The 17,592-nt window shown below is 62.9% G+C and carries 17 protein-coding genes; 10 read left to right on the forward strand and 7 right to left on the reverse strand.

Features of this window, described 5'->3' with window-relative positions:
• The first annotated feature begins 121 nt into the window (after positions 1-121).
• Positions 122-1,459, forward strand: a complete 1,338-nt coding sequence (gene hemW, locus BW11_RS03790) for a radical SAM family heme chaperone HemW (protein ID WP_140444727.1) — start codon at positions 122-124, stop codon at positions 1,457-1,459.
• A 208-nt stretch (positions 1,460-1,667) separates the two neighbouring features.
• A complete protein-coding gene (locus BW11_RS03795) occupies positions 1,668-2,660 on the forward strand; it encodes a Gfo/Idh/MocA family protein (protein ID WP_219846717.1) in 993 nt (330 codons plus the stop codon).
• Between the two features lies 1 nt (position 2,661).
• Here the strand turns inward: BW11_RS03795 and bcp are convergent, their stop codons facing one another.
• Positions 2,662-3,204, reverse strand: coding sequence for a thioredoxin-dependent thiol peroxidase (gene bcp / locus BW11_RS03800; RefSeq protein WP_375137627.1), 543 nt, complete (start codon positions 3,202-3,204; stop codon positions 2,662-2,664).
• Between the two features lie 144 nt (positions 3,205-3,348).
• On the opposite strand from bcp, the gene BW11_RS03805 reads away from it, so the two are divergent.
• Positions 3,349-4,524, forward strand: coding sequence for a pyridoxal phosphate-dependent aminotransferase (locus tag BW11_RS03805; protein ID WP_140444729.1), 1,176 nt, complete (start codon positions 3,349-3,351; stop codon positions 4,522-4,524).
• 58 nt (positions 4,525-4,582) lie between these two features.
• On the opposite strand, the gene BW11_RS03810 is transcribed toward BW11_RS03805, so the two are convergent.
• Positions 4,583-5,263 (reverse strand): TetR/AcrR family transcriptional regulator, encoded by a 681-nt coding sequence (locus BW11_RS03810; protein WP_140444730.1) that lies wholly within the window; start codon positions 5,261-5,263, stop codon positions 4,583-4,585.
• Between the two features lie 305 nt (positions 5,264-5,568).
• Between BW11_RS03810 and BW11_RS03815 the strand changes: the two genes are divergently transcribed.
• The 5 genes from BW11_RS03815 (at position 5,569) to BW11_RS03830 (ending at position 11,748) form a co-directional block, all read left to right on the forward strand.
• Positions 5,569-6,270, forward strand: a complete 702-nt coding sequence (locus BW11_RS03815; RefSeq protein WP_107043584.1) for an ABC transporter ATP-binding protein — start codon at positions 5,569-5,571, stop codon at positions 6,268-6,270.
• Positions 6,264-6,968, forward strand: a complete 705-nt coding sequence (locus BW11_RS11775) for a hypothetical protein (protein WP_258184531.1) — start codon at positions 6,264-6,266, stop codon at positions 6,966-6,968. The genes BW11_RS03815 and BW11_RS11775 overlap by 7 nt, the downstream gene beginning before the upstream one ends.
• Positions 6,969-6,989: 21 nt before the next feature.
• Positions 6,990-9,620, forward strand: coding sequence for an FtsX-like permease family protein (locus tag BW11_RS03820; protein ID WP_258184532.1), 2,631 nt, complete (start codon positions 6,990-6,992; stop codon positions 9,618-9,620).
• Positions 9,621-9,627: 7 nt separating this feature from the next.
• Positions 9,628-11,172 (forward strand): amidohydrolase family protein, encoded by a 1,545-nt coding sequence (locus BW11_RS03825; RefSeq protein WP_140444731.1) that lies wholly within the window; start codon positions 9,628-9,630, stop codon positions 11,170-11,172.
• A gap of 96 nt (positions 11,173-11,268) precedes the next feature.
• Positions 11,269-11,748 (forward strand): flavodoxin, encoded by a 480-nt coding sequence (locus BW11_RS03830; RefSeq protein WP_107043582.1) that lies wholly within the window; start codon positions 11,269-11,271, stop codon positions 11,746-11,748.
• A gap of 208 nt (positions 11,749-11,956) precedes the next feature.
• Here the strand turns inward: BW11_RS03830 and BW11_RS03835 are convergent, their stop codons facing one another.
• The 4 genes from BW11_RS03835 to BW11_RS03850 all read right to left on the reverse strand — a co-directional run bounded on the left by BW11_RS03835 (position 11,957) and on the right by BW11_RS03850 (position 14,230).
• Positions 11,957-12,268: a DUF2442 domain-containing protein gene (locus tag BW11_RS03835; RefSeq protein WP_107043581.1), complete on the reverse strand. Its 312-nt coding sequence runs from the start codon at positions 12,266-12,268 to the stop codon at positions 11,957-11,959.
• A 23-nt stretch (positions 12,269-12,291) separates the two neighbouring features.
• Positions 12,292-12,558 (reverse strand): DUF4160 domain-containing protein, encoded by a 267-nt coding sequence (locus BW11_RS03840; RefSeq protein ID WP_107043580.1) that lies wholly within the window; start codon positions 12,556-12,558, stop codon positions 12,292-12,294.
• Positions 12,559-12,960: 402 nt separating this feature from the next.
• Positions 12,961-13,446 carry an NAD(P)H-binding protein gene (locus tag BW11_RS03845; RefSeq protein ID WP_140444732.1) on the reverse strand — a complete coding sequence of 162 codons (486 nt, stop codon included), beginning with the start codon at positions 13,444-13,446 and terminating at the stop codon, positions 12,961-12,963.
• Positions 13,382-14,230 carry an SDR family oxidoreductase gene (locus BW11_RS03850; protein WP_107043578.1) on the reverse strand — a complete coding sequence of 283 codons (849 nt, stop codon included), beginning with the start codon at positions 14,228-14,230 and terminating at the stop codon, positions 13,382-13,384. The genes BW11_RS03845 and BW11_RS03850 overlap by 65 nt, the downstream gene beginning before the upstream one ends.
• Before the next feature lie 158 nt (positions 14,231-14,388).
• Here BW11_RS03850 and BW11_RS03855 point away from each other — a divergent pair, with 158 nt between their 5' ends.
• Positions 14,389-15,285 carry a LysR family transcriptional regulator gene (locus BW11_RS03855; RefSeq protein WP_107043577.1) on the forward strand — a complete coding sequence of 299 codons (897 nt, stop codon included), beginning with the start codon at positions 14,389-14,391 and terminating at the stop codon, positions 15,283-15,285.
• Between the two features lie 114 nt (positions 15,286-15,399).
• Here BW11_RS03855 and BW11_RS03860 read toward each other — a convergent pair whose 3' ends face one another.
• Positions 15,400-16,728: an NADH:flavin oxidoreductase/NADH oxidase family protein gene (locus BW11_RS03860; protein WP_140444733.1), complete on the reverse strand. Its 1,329-nt coding sequence runs from the start codon at positions 16,726-16,728 to the stop codon at positions 15,400-15,402.
• A gap of 209 nt (positions 16,729-16,937) precedes the next feature.
• On the opposite strand from BW11_RS03860, the gene BW11_RS03865 reads away from it, so the two are divergent.
• Positions 16,938-17,534, forward strand: coding sequence for a TetR/AcrR family transcriptional regulator (locus tag BW11_RS03865; protein ID WP_140444734.1), 597 nt, complete (start codon positions 16,938-16,940; stop codon positions 17,532-17,534).
• The last annotated feature ends 58 nt before the right edge of the window (positions 17,535-17,592 follow it).

Consider the following 17,592-nt stretch of genomic DNA (forward strand, 5'->3'; position numbering starts at 1 on the left):
GGTGTTGGTCCGGAGACGGTTCAAAATCCCTGTCTTTCCAAGGGTGTTCGTATCGGTATCCGAGGGGCGGCTGCCTAAGGAATGCGAAATCTGCCTAGGAAATGAGGGGAGGGCAATCGGAATGTCGTTTGAGGTGTACATTCATGTGCCGTTCTGCCTTCGGCGTTGTGGCTACTGTGACTTCAACACATATACGGCGGTCGATTTAGGCGCCGGGGCCTCGCGCGGCAACTACGCGAACATGGTCATTCGCGAGATGGAATTTGTGCGTGAATGGCAGGAGGCCCACGGCGTCAACGAACCGCCGGCGGATACCGTGTTCTTCGGTGGCGGCACGCCCACCATCCTCTCCGCGGATGATCTGGTGTCCATGCTGGATGCGATCCGACGCATCTGGGGACTCGCGCCCGGCGCGGAGATCACCACCGAGGCCAATCCGGACACCGTCAACGAGTACTACATCAACCGTCTCGCCGAGGGTGGTTTCACGCGCGTCTCCTTCGGCATGCAATCCGCGGTGCCGCATGTGCTGAAGACCTTGGACCGCACGCACACGCCCGCGAACGTCGAGGCGGGCGTGCGCGCCGCGGACGCCGCAGGCCTTCGAACCAGCGTCGATCTCATCTACGGGGCGCCGGGGGAGAGTCTCGACGACTGGCGCGCCTCGGTCGAGACGGCCATCGGCCTCGGCGTCAACCACATCTCCGCCTACGCGCTGACCGTCGAACCGACCACGAAGATGGGGCGCCGGATCGCTGCGGGCACACTGCCCAAGCCTGATGACGACGACGAGGCCGCCAAGTACGAGATCGCCGACGATTTGTTTTCCGCCGCCGGTCTCGAATGGTACGAGATCTCGAACTGGGCGAAGCCCGGATACGAGAGCCGTCACAACCTCGGCTACTGGAGGAACGTCGACTGGGCAGGGCTCGGGCCCGGCGCCCACTCGCACTACAACGCGTGCGCCGATGCGGGTGCCCGGCCCCCTCTGACGAGGGGGCTGTCAGCGCAGCTGACTGGGGGAGAGACGGCGTTGGCCCAGCCGAGGGAACAGATCACGGGCATGAACGCCCTGCGCTCATGGGACATCGCGCACCCGCGCCTGTGGGGCGCGGCCATCAACGAAGGTCGTGTGCCGTGGGCGGGCAGCGAGGAGATCACCCCGGACGAGAATCTCGAAGAGCTCATCATGCTGGGCCTGCGCATCCGCGAAGGGCTCGATCTGGACCGCATCAACCGTGCCATCGCCTCAGCCGCTGGTAGCGGGGCGGCCGTCTCCTCGAGCCTCAAGCCCATCGACCCCGCGCAACTCATGCCGATGGTCGACGAGGGACTCATCACCTTGACCCAGGATTCCCGTGATGCCGGAGACTCCGGTGTCCGCGTCGTTCCCACCCGCAAGGGCCGTCTGCTCAACGACGCCGTCATCGAACGCCTCTTCGACCTCGCCGGCGTGTGAGTCCTCCGGATTCGGGGGCTCAGTGTGATTGCGTGAGTGCGATTGCGTGAGGATCCGTCGCTGAGTCCCGCGGCACGGCCCTTTCTGTTGATCTCAACCATTCCCACCTTCCTGTACTTCCCTCATGGAAAGCAAATATGGCATATTATATAGATGAGATACGCAAAGAAGTATGCCGAAACAATGTGACGGTGGAAAGGAATCGACGATGATGACGGCAACACGCGAACTCAATTGGGCAACTCTGGGATGTGGCGTCATCGCCAACCAGCTGGAGCAGGCGTTGGAATCCAACGGCCGCAGGCTGTACTCGGTGGCCAACCGCACGCACGCCAAGGGGGTCGCCTTCGCTGAGAAATACGGCATCGGCAAGGTCTACGAGCACATCGACGATGTGTTCGACGACCCGGACGTGGACGTGATCTACGTCTCCACCCCGCACAACACGCATATCGGGTTCCTGCGCAAGGCGCTCGCAGCCGGCAAGCACGTGCTGTGCGAGAAGTCCATCACGCTCAATGCCGACGAACTGGATGAGGCGGTCGCACTCGCCGAGGCCAACCATGTGGTGCTCGCCGAGGCCATGACCATCTACCATATGCCGCTCTACAGGAAGCTCAGCGAGATCATCGACTCCGGTGCGCTCGGCGAGCTGAAGCTCCTGCAGATGAACTTCGGCTCCTACAAGGAGTACGACATGGCCAACCGCTTCTTCAACCGCAACCTCGCGGGCGGCGCCATGCTCGACATCGGCGTGTATGCGCTTTCCTTCGTCCGCTGGTTCATGGATTCCAAGCCTGACCGGATTCTCTCGCAGGTCAAGACCGCCCCCACCGGCGTGGACGAGCAGGCCGGCATCCTCCTGGCCAATCCTCACGGCCAGATGGCCACGGTCACGCTGTCGTTGCATGCCAAGCAGCCCAAGCGCGGACTCGCCGTGTTCGACAGGGCCTATGTGGAGGTCGTCGACTATCCGCGCGGTGAGCGCGCCACCATCACATGGGTGGATGACGGCCGCACGGAGGTGGTGGAAGCGGGGCGTACCGCCGATGCGCTCTCCTATGAGGTGGTCGATATGGAGACGGCGATCGCCGGCGACCCGTCCGTCATGCATCTGGACTACACGCGCGATGTGATGGCCATGATGTCCGAGATCCGCGTCGGCCAGTGGAAGATGACCTACCCGGAGGAGGAGCGGTAGCTCAGTCTCCCAGCCGCTTGATGAGCGCATCCACGTGTCCCTTGGCGCGCACGTTGTAACGCGCCAAGGTGATGACGCCGTGCTCGTCGATGGCGAACGTGGAACGGATGACCCCGACATGCGTCTTGCCGTACAGCTTCTTCTCGCCCCAAGCGGCGTACGCCTTATGTACGCTGAGCTCCGGGTCGGAAAGCAGCGGGAACGACAGGTGATCGCGCTCGCGGAACCGCTGCAGCTTGGTCATCGGATCCTTCGAGACGCCCAGCACCGTGTACCCGAGCGTGCCCAGACGGGCCATGTTGTCGCGGAAATCGCACGCTTCGGTGGTGCAGCCGGGCGTCATCGCCGCCGGATAGAAGTAGAGGATCACCTTGCGGCCCTGCTTGGTCAGATCGGCAAGTGAGATCGTCGATTCCGTGCCGTCCGGTTCGACCGCCGGAAGCGTGAAGTCCGGTGCTGTCTGACCCGCCTCGAGCCTGATCGGCAGGTCTTCCGCGGGAGTCTGGTTTACGGTGTCTGTGGTGCTATCGGTCATATGCGTCATCGTAGTCCCGCCGTGGCCCTGCCGATTGTCGCTGTGATTGAGAATTGCCGTGCCGAAACATGGCTGCGCTACCATCGGCGCCATACTTGCGATACGCAATAACGCAATATCTGCCGTTATCAGTTCGGGGAGGACGCAGCAGCCATGCCGGAGATATCGAACCGCGCCCGCGAGGCGCTGTACCCGTCGGTGCGCGAGATGTTCGAATTCGCCTCGCATGTGACCGATGCGATCTCCTTCGCGATCGGCGAGCCGGGATTCGACACGCCCCGGCCGATGATCGACGCGGCATACCGGGCGGCGCTCGCCGGCGACACGCATTACACGCCGAACAGGGGAGCGGAGGCGCTGCGCCGTGCATGGTGCGATGCCCGCAAACGAGCCGACGGCACGCACTACGTCCCCGAATCGGAGATCATCATCACCGCCGGAGGCATGGAGGGTGTGTTCCTTGCGATGACCGCCACGATGGATCCGGGCGATGACATCCTCATCCCCGATCCCGGATACGCGAACTACTTCGGTCAGGCGCAGATGACGCAGACGCGCGTCGTACCGGTGCCGCTGCATGAGAACAACGGATGGCGCATGCGGGCCGAGGACGTGGAGGCCGAGGTGACTCCGCGGTCGCGCGCCTTGCTGCTCAACTCTCCGTCCAATCCGACCGGTGCGATCATCGAGCCCGGCGAGCTCGCGCGCATCGCCGATGTGGCGAAACGGCACGATCTGTGGGTGATCAGCGACGAGGTATACCGCGCATTCGTCTACGACGATGGCACTCCTTGCATGTCCATCGCGCAGATTCCCGGCATGAAGGAACGCACGCTCGTCGTGGACTCCTTCTCCAAGACATACGCGATGACCGGCTGGCGCATCGGCTGCGTCTTCGGCCCGAAGAAGGTCATCGACCGGATGATGGTGATGCAGGAGAACGTCGTCTCCTGCGTGCCCGGCGCGTTGCAGGCCGGTGCGGTCGCGGCTCTTGAAGGCTCGTCGGACATCCTCGCGACGATGAAGAACGCTTACCGTGCCAACCGCGACATGGTGGTCGATGCGATCGCCGATATGCCGCTGGTCCGCTGCGATGTTCCGGATGGTGCGTTCTACGTGCTCGTCAACGTCACGGCGACAGGCATGGATGACCATACGTTCGCGGTGCGTCTGCTCGGCGAAGGCAAGGTCGTGGTCACGCCGGCATCCGGCTTCGGCGCTCGCGGCGCCGGGTATGTGCGATTGTCCTACGTGGGTACGCGGGAGGACACCGCCGAAGGCCTGAACCGTATGCGTATATGGCTCGAAGGACTTGCCTCCGGGCGTTGATCCGTGATCGCGTTTGGCGAGGCGCTCCGGCGGGTGGCACTCGTGACGCTCGTGATGCTCACCACAGGATGTCCACCGGTGCGGTGGTCTTGTTGACCTCGATGATTCGGCAGATCTCCTCCGGGCTCTCCTTGCACCCGCGGCGGATCCACAGCCAGATGATCGAGGAGACCGCGGAGACGAGGATCTCCATCGCGTAGTCGGCGGGGATGCCGTTGTAATCGGTCTTCGGTTCGGCGCCGAACCGTGTCGCCTGCGCGACGATGAGACGCTTGAGCACCTCTTTCATGCGGTAGTAGAGCTGCATGTCGTTGCCGGAGCGGGAGACGACGCTGAAGAAGGCGTAGTCGTCGCGGATGTAGCGCAGGGCGTCGGCTATGGATGCCGACTGGAACGCGTCGCAGATGGCCTTGCCCCGGTGCGGTGCGGTGGCGTTCCCGCCAAGGGAGACGGCTTTCCGATCACGATCAGGGGAGGCGGCGTCGGTGACGAGGATGCGCGTCAGATCCTCGATGGCGTCGTCGACGAGCTGCTGGCGCAGGTCCATCTTGTCGAGATAGTGCATGTAGAAGGTGCCGCGGTTGATGCCTGCGGTGCGGGCGATGTCGCTGACGGTCATCGCGTCGAAGCCCTTGGACTGCATCAGCGTGGTGAAGGCCGCCTTGATTCGTGCTTCGGTCTTCGTGTTGCGCTTTGCCGGCGTGCTCGCGGATACCGGGGTGTGTGTGGTGGAAGGCATGTGGTGCTCCTTGGATTCGTGTGGTCGACTGTGGCCGCGCCGTGGGGTCTGCAGGGGTCTGCATTGCTGCTTGGGGATGCTGATACCGATGCATTATATCAACATGTTGTCTTTTTAATGGGTGATTCATGGTGATATGAACGGTTTGGGGGACAGTGTTCAATCTGAACGGATCGTCGGGAGTTGTTGATTGACCTGATATGCCGACGCTTCCTATCATCGACATCATTATATCAACATGTTGTTTATTTAGTGGTTGATAGTGGTTGAGGCAACCATAAGGAACACAAGGAGGCGAAGGGCCCGTGGCATATATCGAGATGGTGCACAGCTACAAGCGCTACCACATGGGAGACACCGTCATCGTCGCCAACAATGACGTGAGCTTCGGCATCGAGAAGGGTGAACTGGCAATCATCCTCGGTTCGTCCGGCGCAGGGAAATCGACCGTACTCAACATTTTGGGCGGCATGGACACCAACAGCGAGGGACAGGTGATCATCGACGGCAAGGACATCTCGAACTACACCGCACGTCAGTTGACCGACTACCGCCGCACCGACATCGGGTTCGTGTTCCAGTTCTACAACCTCGTGGCCAACCTCACCGCCCGGGAGAACGTGGAACTCGCCTCCGAGATCGTGCGTGACGCGCAGGACCCGGTCCAGGCGCTCGTGGACGTGGGACTGAAGGACCGTGTCGACAACTTCCCGGCGCAGCTTTCCGGCGGCGAGCAGCAGCGCGTCGCCATCGCCCGTGCCGTGGCCAAGAACCCCAAGATCCTCCTGTGCGACGAGCCGACCGGCGCGCTCGACTACAACACCGGCAAGCAGGTGCTGCGTATCCTGCAGGACCAGAGCCGAATCAAGGGCGCCACCGTGGTGATCGTCACCCACAACTCCGCCATCGCGCCCATCGCCGATCGTGTGATCCACATGCACGACGCGCGAGTTAAGGACATCGAGGTCAACGAGCACCCCATGGACATCGAGGACCTGGAATGGTGAACGCCATGACGCGCCGTAAGCCTCGCAGGCTCCGCAAGCGCATGCTGTGGCGTGACATCCGCACCACCCTCGCCAAGTCCAAGGGACGGTTCGCCTCCATCGTGAGCCTCATGATTCTGGGATCGTTCGCTCTCGTAGGTCTGTTCGCCACCGCGCCCGACATGCGTGCCACCGGCCGCGCGTTCTACGGCGAGCACAACCTCGCGGACGTCACCGTGATCAGCGACTACGGCCTGACCGCCGCCGACGAGGCGATCATCCGCGAAACCGTCGGCGTGAAGGACGCTGAATTCGGCTACTTCAAGGATGTGACGATCGCGGACAGCGACCACAGCCTGCGCGTCCACTCGCTGCCCGAGACCGTCTCCACCTACGAGGTCGTGGAAGGCCGACTGCCGCAAGCGGCCGGGGAGATCGCGCTTGACTCGGGGGAGCGTGACCGGTTCGCCGTGGGTAGCTCCATCCACGTGACCGAATTGCCGGACATCGCCGGCGATACCGTGCTCAAACGGACCGACTTCACCGTGGTCGGCTTCGTGGAGGCCAGCGACATCGTCTCCAACCTCAACATGGGACAGTCCACCGCCGGATCCGGCGAACTTGACGGATACGCCGTGGTCACTGCGGGCACGTTCGACTCGTCAGTGGCAATGATCGGCCGCGTCACCTTTGAGGATACAGCCGGACTGAACTACTAGGATGACGCCTACCGCGACCGCGTGCAGGACCACAAGACCATGCTCTCCCGGCGGCTCGCCAACCAGCCCGCCGCCCGCCGCGACTCCATCCGCTCCGAACGCCGCGAGCAGATCGCCAAGGCGCAGGAGCAGGTGGACGACGCCAAACAGCAGCTCGCGGACGCCCAAGCCCGGCTTGACGACGCCAAGGCGCAGATCGAATCCGGCAAGGACCAGATTACCCAAGGCCAGCTCGACGCCATCGACCAGGCATCCTCCGCGGCCGCCGAACTCGCCGGCGCAACCTCGCAGATCGCTTCCGCCAACTCCACGCTCTCCGCCGCCCAAACCCAGCTCGCTGCCGGCGCACAGCAACTCAATCAGGGCCAAGGCAGTCTCGAACTCGCCTGGCTGCAGCTCAATCAGGCCGGCAAGCAGCTCACCGTGGCCCGCGCGGCGCTCGACGCATCCAAGACAGCGCTCGACGCCACTGGCCGTCTCCTCGCTTCATGGGAGAAAACCGGAATAACCGGCAAGGCATACCAAAGCCTCAAGGGGCGGTACGATCAGGCGCTCGCCGACTGGAACACGGCCGCGGACACATACAACGCCATGCTGAACCAATACAACAGCGGCCTTGAACAGTTCAACGAAGGGGTCGCCAAGCTCGATCAGGGATCCGAGGAGTACCAAAAGAACGCGGCCGCGATCGCGGAAGCCCAAAAACTGCTTGCATCCAAGCAGACCGAACTCGGGCACGCCGTCTCCACGGCCGCATCCGGATCGGCGTCCGACGGTGCCTCACAGATGATCCAAGGCCAGCGCGACCTCGAGAAAGCCGAGGACGAATACGACCAGAAGCTCAAGGAATTCAATGACGCCAAGCCCGAGGCCGAGAAGCAGATCGCTGACGCGGAACGTCAGATCAAACTGGCGAGCGAAAAGGTGGACACCCTCGAAGTGCCCGCGTACTCGATCGACGGACGGCGTGAGGGACTCACCTCCGAGGGATATCGCGTGTACGAGATCATCGCGGACATCGTCATGAAGCTCGCGCGCATCTTCCCGATCTTCCTGTACTTCGTGGCCGCGCTGGTCACCTTCACCACCATGGGCCGCATGGTGGACGAGGAGCGCACCAATTCCGGGACCCTTAAGGCGTTGGGATATGGGAACGCGGACATCATGAAGAAATTCCTCGTCTACGGCTTCTCCGCCTCCACGGCCGGCACGATTCTGGGCGTGGAGGCCGGGCACACCATCCTGCCGCTCATCGTCTACCACGCCTATGATTCCGGATTCACCATGCCGCGCATCGAGCTGCACTTCCACCCGGGCGTGACCGCCGCCGCGTTCCTACTCGCATGGGCGAGCGCCGTGGCCCCCGCGTGGATCGCCGCGTCCCGCGAGCTTAAGGAGAAGCCCGCCGCGCTGCTCCTGCCCAAGCCTCCCGCCAAGGGCTCGAAGATCCTCCTCGAGCGGATCGCGCCCGTGTGGGAGCGCCTGAACTTCACCCGTAAGGTCACGGCCCGCAACCTGTTCCGTTACAAGTCGCGCGGACTCATGACCATCTTCGGCGTGGCCGGCGCAGTGTCGCTGCTCACCGCGGGACTGGGCGTACAGGCGTCGATCGGCCAGATCGGCGAGCACCAGTTCGGCGGCATCATACACTACGACCTGATCGTGGCGGAGAAATCAGACAACAACGCGGACCAGCGCGACGCCGTATCCAAGGCCGTCGCCCCGGCGGACGGGGATGACGGCAACAGGGCGATCGACCAATCCGCGCCAATCCGCTACGAGGAGCTCACCACCACCGCCGGCAAACAGGGAGACAAGCAGACGATCACGCTCATCGTCACCGACGACGCCTACAACTTCGGCGACTACATCACCCTGCGCGACCGTGTCTCGCACGACCCGCAGGTCATGACTGACCGCGGCGCGATCATCTCCGAACGTATGGCGGATATGCTCGGCGCCAAGGCCGGGGACACCATATCCGTGACGGATCCCGACGGCGCGAAGCGCCAGGTGCGTGTGGACGGTGTGACCGAAATGTACATCGGTCACTTCATGTTCATGTCCTCCGGAGGCTACGGCCGTGCGTTCGATGCCGACTACCAGTCCAACGCCTACATGGTCCGCCTCAAGGACTCATCCGTGGACAACGCCAACAGGCAGGGAGCGGACCTCATGGCCGTGGACGGAGTCAGGGGCGTGGTGCAGAACATCACCATGAAGAACCAAGTGGCCACGATCGTCGACTCGCTCGACCAGATCATGGAGGTGCTCATCCTAGTGGCCGCGCTGCTCGCGGTGGTGATCCTCTACAACCTCACCAACCTCAACGTGTCCGAACGCATCCGCGAACTGTCCACCATCAAGGTGCTCGGCTTCCATACCGGGGAGACGACCATGTACATCTATCGCGAAACGATCGTCCTGTCCGCGTTCGGAGTGCTGGCCGGATACGTGTTCGGCGCCGGCCTGCACCGATACATCATCACCGAGGTGCCGCCGGACGAGGTCATGTTCGACCCGGCCCTCGCCTGGCCCGCGTTCGCCGTGCCACTCGCCGTTGTGGTCGCGGTGCTCGCCATGCTCGGCTGGGTGGTGTACCGCCGTCTCAAGGACGTGGACATGCTCGGCGCGTTGAAGAGCGTGGAATGAGCCGGGAATGGAGAAAGAAAGGAAAACCATGAACCATCCGGTCGAATCGAATGATGCCGCCCCGCTGCGCTTCCGTGGCAAGATCGACTTCCAGTCGCACTACCTGCCTCCCGCGTACCTGGAATTCCTGCGCGCGCATTATACCTGCAGCCCAGACGGTTATCCCACGCCCGACTACTGGACTCCCGACTGGCAGCGTGACAAGATGGACCTGCTCGGTATCGCCTACGCACATCTGGAGCTCTCCTCGCCGAATGTCTTCCTGCCGCAGGCGGACGACTGTCTGCGGCTGGCACGGAAGATCAACGACCAGGGAGCGGCAATCGTCGCCGAGAACCCGACCCGGTTCGGCCTGATCGCCACACTGCCCCTGCCATGGGCCGAGGCGTCCGCAGAAGAGGCCCGGCGTGCGCTCGACGAGCTCAAGGCCGACGGCGTGGGACTGACGACCAACCACCATGGCGTGTATCTGGGTGACCCCCGACTCGATCCGGTGATGCGCGAACTGGACGACCGCGGCGCAATGGCGATCGTCCATCCCACCGCGCCGCCCGTGTCCGTGCCCGGCGCGTGCGAGGGCCTGTCCCTTCCTGCTTTCGAATACTTCGTGGAAACCACACGGGCCTTCACCAACATGGTGCTGGAGGACACGTTCGTCAAGTTCCCGAACATCCGCTGGGTGATGCCGCATGCCGGCGCGTTCGTCTCCGTCCTCGCCGACCGGTTCGAAAGCTTCGCGTTCATGCTGCGCTTCGCCGACCCGGACCGCCGTGTCGACTATATGGACGCCATGTCCCATGTGTACTACGACCTTGCCGGATTCAGTGAGCCCAAGCAGCTCGCCGACCTTTTACGCAACGTGCCGGACACCCACCTGCTGTACGGGTCGGACACCCCCTACACGCCCATCGAGGCGGTGCTCGGTCAGGCTCGGGCGCTGGAAGGGACCGACAAGCTCACCGAGGAGCAGAAGCGCATGGCGTTCACCGGCAATGCGCTCGCCGTCAACCCGAAGCTCGCGGGGATCCCGGCATTGGCCCGGGCGGCTTCCGAGCCCGCGGGGAATGTCGCGGTGAAGCGGGACGGACGGTGGCATGTGCGGCTCTTGCGTGACCTCTTCCCGCGTAGGCATGTGGCCGTGCGCGTGCCCGTCCCGCCGCACGAGGCCGCCCCAAAGATCGCCGGGGCCGTTCGTGATGCCGCCGCCGCGCGCCTTGCACCCGATCCCTGCGACGACCCGGCGCTCACCGCCCGCTATGACGTGCGGCTCAACTCGCCGGTGGGCGTAATCGCGATCCCTGTGATCGTCTCCTACGATGACATGACCCGAACCTCGTTCCATGGCAAGGCAAAGGTCATGGGAATCGTGGCATCCTACCGGGATGGCATGCGCGACGGGACGCGGCATTCGTTCGACATTCGCGTGCGTCTGCCGTTCGGCCCGCTCACCGTCCACCTCAATGCTGACGTGTCCGAACCCGACGGCTCGGTCGCGGGCACGGCCGTCGCGCCCCATCGCAGGCCCATGCCCTTCACCGGCCGGCGGCGCTGATCGATCTCGCATGCGTTTGTCTTCGAGCGCTTGAGGTGGGTATTACTGAAATCGAACGACAGACTGCCCGTATCGGGATGAAGGAAAGGAAGCATCATGTCCAAGCGCATGCTTGTCACGTATTTCTCTGCCACCGGCACCACGCGTGAGGTCGCCGAACGCCTCGCGCACGCGATCGGCGCCGACCTCAAGGAAATCGAACCCGCCGAGCCGTACACCGCCGCTGACCTCGACTGGCGCGACTCCGGCAGCCGCTCCAGCGTGGAGCATCGCGACCGCGCCATTCGTCCGGCGTTGAAGACGCCGATCGACGTGAACGACTACGACGTGGTGTTCGTCGGATACCCGCTGTGGTGGGAGACCGCGCCGCGCGCCGTCCGCACGTTCCTCGAAAGCGAGGATTGGGCCGGGAAGACCATCGTCACGTTCGCGACTTCCGGGTCCAGCACGCGCGGCGCCGACGGCGTGCAGCTGCACGATTCGGCCCCCGCCGCCCACTGGGTGCCGGGTCGCCGCGTGGGCGCAAACGAAAGCGAAGCCAAACTCGCCAAGTGGGCCGAGGGGCTGGCTCTGTAAATTGTAAAGTCGGCCGTCGAAGCCGAAGGATGCCATATGGGGTTGCCGAACCATTGATGTTCGGCAACCCCAGAGGAAATTCGTGTTAGCGGGTCGTCGGATCCATGATGGTCCCGTTCATCGGCACCGATATGGCCATGATCGGCGTACTCGATACGAAGACAGTCCGATTTCGGCCATCGCGCCGTGAACGCCATTGACCTGTCCGTCAGGCTGACACCAGTTCTCCTTGAATGGTGTACTCATACGAATGGGCATACAGGTATGAGGGCGAAATATCGATGTCGCCGTTGCACCACGTCAGAACGCCGTGATCGATGTGGAAATCCTCGAACACTTTCTCTTCACGCAGCGGGGCGAAAGCGGGCACATCATCATACATCTCAGTGAAGTCACACAGGCGCGTCTCGCCGGTGGAGAACGTTACCAGCATAATGTGGTCATCGGTAATACGGGCCGAGCGTACCTCCAGTTCCCGAGTGGGCTCATCCGCATACAGGATGCCATTCACCTCAAACATGGCGATCTCTTTTCTTTACTGGCTCACGAAAGTGGTTTGATTCGGTCGAACGGGCGGCCGGACGCCGCTTCGTTCCATGCCTTGTATAGCTCGTCCTCATGCAGAACAAGCCACGCAGCAACCAGCTTGTACTGTTTCGCAGGCAACGATCCGGCCAGCAACTCGCCATCAATGCCAATGGAAGCTTTGAAATCGCCATAGTACACGTGGACATGCGGCTTATGATGCTCGCTCTCATCCTGATACATCATGCGAATGATGATTCCGAAGAACCGACTCAGCTCCGGCATTCCGGCACCTCCAATTCCGCGTCCTGTACGAAACGTCTTTTGCCGCCTAGTATATTCCTATGAGCTTAAGGTCATCCCCGGAGCCGGCCACGGGTTCTACGGCGACGACGAACGTCTCGCCATCGACTATATGACCCAATACGCCAACGGCCGTCTGGCCTAACCGGTTGTCGTTTGACGTTCCTCAACACTTAATCAAGGGGCACTACGACAACCAGTAACCATATCGGCGATGTCTCCACGGTCGATGCCGGTGGACAACGTGATTGCATTGCGGGCGACATATACCATCCGGAGAAGAAATGGTAGGAGTCAGCCCGTCCTCGTGCGAAGTCTGTTGGGGCAAGCCATGCCAGTCGTTCACTCGTCCTTTGTGGCGGCCGTGCCGGTCGCGGTTATCGACTAAATGTGCCGCAAATCCGCTGGGACCCGCTGTGGTTGATCGGACAGCGGGAAGTTGTCCTCGTCACGCACGCCGTCGAGGCGACTGGAAGCGTCCGGTTCCAACGCGGCGAACAACGGCGTGAGGTCGGCTTGTTCCTCGTTGCGCTCGGCGATGAGTTCGAACGTCTTGCCCGTGGCGGCATCGCAGCCGAGGGCGTCCACCAGTGTGCGCGCTATCTGGTCGCGCGAGACGGCCCCGTCTTCGGGGGTGCTGGTGCGTCGTCCGTCCCCCTGCAGGAACACCAGACGGCGCTCGTCGGGCGATCCGTAGCCGAACCAGCCGGGGCGCACGATGGTGTACTCGTTGCCGCTCGCCCGCACCAGCCATTCGGATCGACGCTTCCAATCGTGGGTTTGATATCGTCTGTTATAGGGGCTATCACGCGGTGGGCTGGAGCGGGCCGTAGAAGTAGCTGGCGGTGGCGCCGCCGTCCACGAGCACATCGGTGCCGGTGATGAACGCGCCGCGCTCGCTCATGAGCAGTTCGGCCACGTTGGCGATCTCGTCGGCGGTGCCGGGGCGTCCGGCCGGGCACTTGGCGAACATGTTCTTGTAGAAGTCGCCGCGCGGTCCGTTGAACTCGTCGATGGCCAGCGGCGTGACGACGATGCCGGGGGAGATCGAGTTGAGTCGCGCGCCGCGCTCGCCCCACGCCACGGCCTGAGCCATCACGCGCTTCTCGTTGCAGCGTTTGGCCATCTGGTAGGCGTGCAGCGTGTCCGCGATGTTGCCGGGCTGCAGCATGTCGAGTCCGAGCAGCTCCTCGGTGGGCGTGGTGGCGAGCAGGCGGTCCTCCTCGGCTGTGAGCTGCTTCATGCGGTGGCCGGATTGGCTGGAGATCGTCACGCCCACGCCTCCGGGGGCGATGACCTTGCCGACCTCCTCGAGCAGTACGGCCGTGCCGTACAGGTCCACGTTGAGAATCGTCTCGATGGACGCCTGACTGGGGGAGACGCCGGCCGCGTTGACCAACATGGTGACGTCGCCGAGGGAGGTCGCCATGTTGATGAGTTTGGTGATGGACTCGCGCGAGGCGAGGTCCACGGTTTCGGGGCGGGCGTCAAAGCCGGCGTTCGTCATGGTCTGCGCGATGTCGGCGGCGTGGTCGGGGTTCTTGTCCGCCACGAGGATGGACATGCCGTATCCCATGCGGCGGGCGATGGCCATGCCGATCTGCCCGGCGCCGACCAAGATCATGATGTCGCGAGTGGAATGGGGTGATGCCATGTTGTGGTCCTTTCGCTGTGTTGTCGGAGGGGATGACAGCAACGATAGGAGGGGTGAGAATGAATAACAAATACGGCTGATTAATGAAATTATATAACTATAATGCATATAGTTTCGATTGGTGTGCCTTAAATCGGCGTGAGGATGGTGAAGTGAACATGGAACTGCGGATATTGCGGAATTTCCTGACGGTGGTGGAGGAGGGCGGCGTGACCGCGGCGGCCGACGTCCTCCGCCTCAGCCAGCCGGCGTTGTCGCGGCAGATCAAGGAACTGGAGGAGGAGCTGGGCTCGTCCCTGTTCGTGAGGGGCAACAGGGCGAGGGAACTCGAACTGACGGACGCCGGACGGCTGATGTATCGCCGCGCACAGGAAATCGTCGACCTTTCGGACCGTGCCAAAGCGGAGATCCTCGCCGGTCGTGTCATAGTCGGCGATGTGCGCATCGCCGCGGCCCAGAGCGCGGTGATGCGCGTCGTCGCCCGCGCGGCGGTGCTGATGCGGGAACGTCATCCGCGAGTCACCGTGTGCCTGCATGACGACTCCGGCGCCAACATCGTGGAACGGCTCGACAGCGGACTTGCCGATTTCGGCGTGCTCGTACAGCCGGTGGACATGGGCCGGTATGGGTCACTGCCATTGCCGGGAGGTGATCCGATGGGATTGCTCATGCGACATGACCATCCGTTCGCTTCCCGGACGGCGGTCACCGCGAAAGACCTCGAGGAGGTGCCGCTGATCATGCCGAAAGGAGTGCTCGGTCGGGGCGATCTGTCCGGTTGGCTCGGACGGTATGCCAAGCGCATCAATGTGGTTGGCACCATGAATCTGATGTACAACGCCAGCTGCTTCGTGCGGGAGGGTTTCGCATGCGCCGTGGGACCACAGGATATGGTCGATACTTCACCGGACAGCGGGCTATGCTTCAGACCATTTGAGCCGGCAGTATCCACGCGCCTCGCGATCGCATGGAAGAACGGCCATCCGCTGTCTCCCGCCGCAGAGGCGTTCCTTGAGGCTTTGCAGGACGCGCTGAAACCGAGACGGATGAGCTGACTATCCACGCACCCATATCATCACGGCATCGAGCCGGTTCAATGCCGTGATGACTGATATCCCTCATCCGCCGTGCGTACGACCGGTTGTTTCTCGGCTATCTGTCATGGATGTTCACTGATGGCCCTTGCGCCGGCGAGGCGTCAGGGCCGCGGGCCCGTGCTTGCCGATCGTGAAGCACAGCGCACGCAATCCGCCGATCCTCGGATCGGGGCGTTTTCCGTGTCCGATGCGGTTCATCTGCAGCTCGAACCAGCTGATGACGAGGATGCCGCCGAACGCACGGTCGAGCGCCTTGACTCCGGTCGTCACCCACGGCAGGTCCACGCTGCCGTCCCAACGGTCGCGGATGATCCGCTTCGGCAGGTCGGGCACGAGGGCCAGCGGGCGTGCGATGCCGATCATCTGCGTGATTCCCTCGTCGAGCGCGCGTTCCATGTCCCGCGCGTTGCGGAACCCGCCGGTCAGCGCCACCGGCACGGTGAGCTCGCCCTTGACGCGTCTGGCGAATTCGGTGAAGTACACGCCGCGCCTGCGATCCTCGAGTGCGCCACTGTTGGTTTGGATGACCGGCTTCTCGAGTGTGCCGCCGGAGATGTCGATCAGGTCGACGCCGCGCTTCTCGAGCTGCTTCATGACCCAGATGGACTCCTTCTCATCGAAGCCTGCGAACGACCCGCCGCGATCGTCGATCTTCACGGCGATCGGCACGTCGCTGGAGTTGAGTTTCACTGCGACCGGGAACTTCGGCCCCACCGCCGCGCGCACTGCGTCGAACACCTCGAACAGGAATCGCGCGCGATGCTCGATGTCGCCGCCGTACTCGTCGGTTCGCCGATTGTCCTCGGGCGAGAGGAACTGGTTGATGAGGTAGCCGTGCGCCGCGTGGATCTCCACGCCGGTGAACCCGGCCTTCTTCGCGATTCGCGCCGTCGTGGCGAAACGGCGCACGATGTCGTGGATCTGCTCGACGGTGAGTGCGGTCGGTTCGGCGAAGAACCGTCCGTAGTCCCCTTCCAGTTTGCCGCCGCTGGGCGCGTACGGATGCTGGTTGATGGTGATGGGGGACTGGCGTCCCGGGTGGTTGATCTGCATCCAGCAATGGGCTCCGTTACGGGTTCCCGCCGCGGCCCATCGGCGCAGCATGTTCAGATCGCGTTCGTCCTCGACCGCGACGTTGCCGGGTTCGCCGAGCTGCGTGCGGTCGACCATCACGTTGCCGGTGACGAGCACGCCGGCGCCGCCCTCCGCCCATGTGCGGTAGAGGCGGACGTGCCGTTCGGTCGGCGCGCAGTCGCGCCCTGCCAGCGCCTCGTTCATGGCCGACTTGTAGAAGCGGTTCTTCACCGTGACCCCGCAGGGCAGGGTGAGGGGCGTTGCGATCCCCGAGACGATCCCCGATGTGATTCCGGAGTTGATTTTCGGGGTGCGGTCTGCGTTCATGATGTTCCTTTCCTGTGTATGAACGTCCAAGTTTTTGCACTTGTCTAACTTCATCTGATCTGTACGATAATCCATTTTTAGACATTTGCAAAATTCTGGACGATAGGCTAGGGTAAAGCCGTTGGCATCATTGGCAACACGCCGGCGTCCCCCGTGTCGTTGCCGATTGGCCCCGAATGGATGAGTGAGAAAAACGAAATGGACGTGACATGAAAAAGGATCTGAATGCAAAACTCTCCCGCGGCGCGCTGCGCACGCTCGACGCCTTCTCCGGTGCGATGATGGACCTGCTGCGCACCAAGCCGCTCATGTCGATCAGTGTCAACGAGCTGTGCGAACGCAGCTCGTATCCGCGCGCCACGTTCTACAACTACTTCGACGACCGCGATGATCTGCTGACCTATTGCTGGACCGCTCTGTCCGGAAAATCAAGGATCGGTGACCTCCAGTCGGCCGAGCCGGAGCGCCGTGTGGACCTCGCGCTCGACATGATGGCCGACATGCTCGAGGACAACGCCGTCCTGCTGAAGGAGGTGCTTGAGCACAATCCGGTCGACGGGCCGATGTTCGCCAGCCTGCGAGCCTTTATCGCCGAACGCTCGCGAGACCTCATGCGCACCTGCGTCGACCGGGAGCGCCATGCGCTACCGGCCGAACTAATCGCCGACCACTATGCCAACACCCTGATGCTCGTCCTCGACTGGTCGTACCTGCGCGGGCACACGCTGACGCGCCCCGAACTGCACGACTATGTTCACGCTCTGCTCGAAGGCATGGAACGGCCGAAACCGCGAACCGCATTGTGAACGCGCCCAGCGCGCCGGGGTCGGTGAGTCGCGTAAAATTGGGTATTGACTTTTTCAC

Source organism: Bifidobacterium sp. UTCIF-38 (assembly GCF_006454495.1).
Lineage (GTDB): Bacteria > Actinomycetota > Actinomycetes > Actinomycetales > Bifidobacteriaceae > Bifidobacterium > Bifidobacterium callitrichos.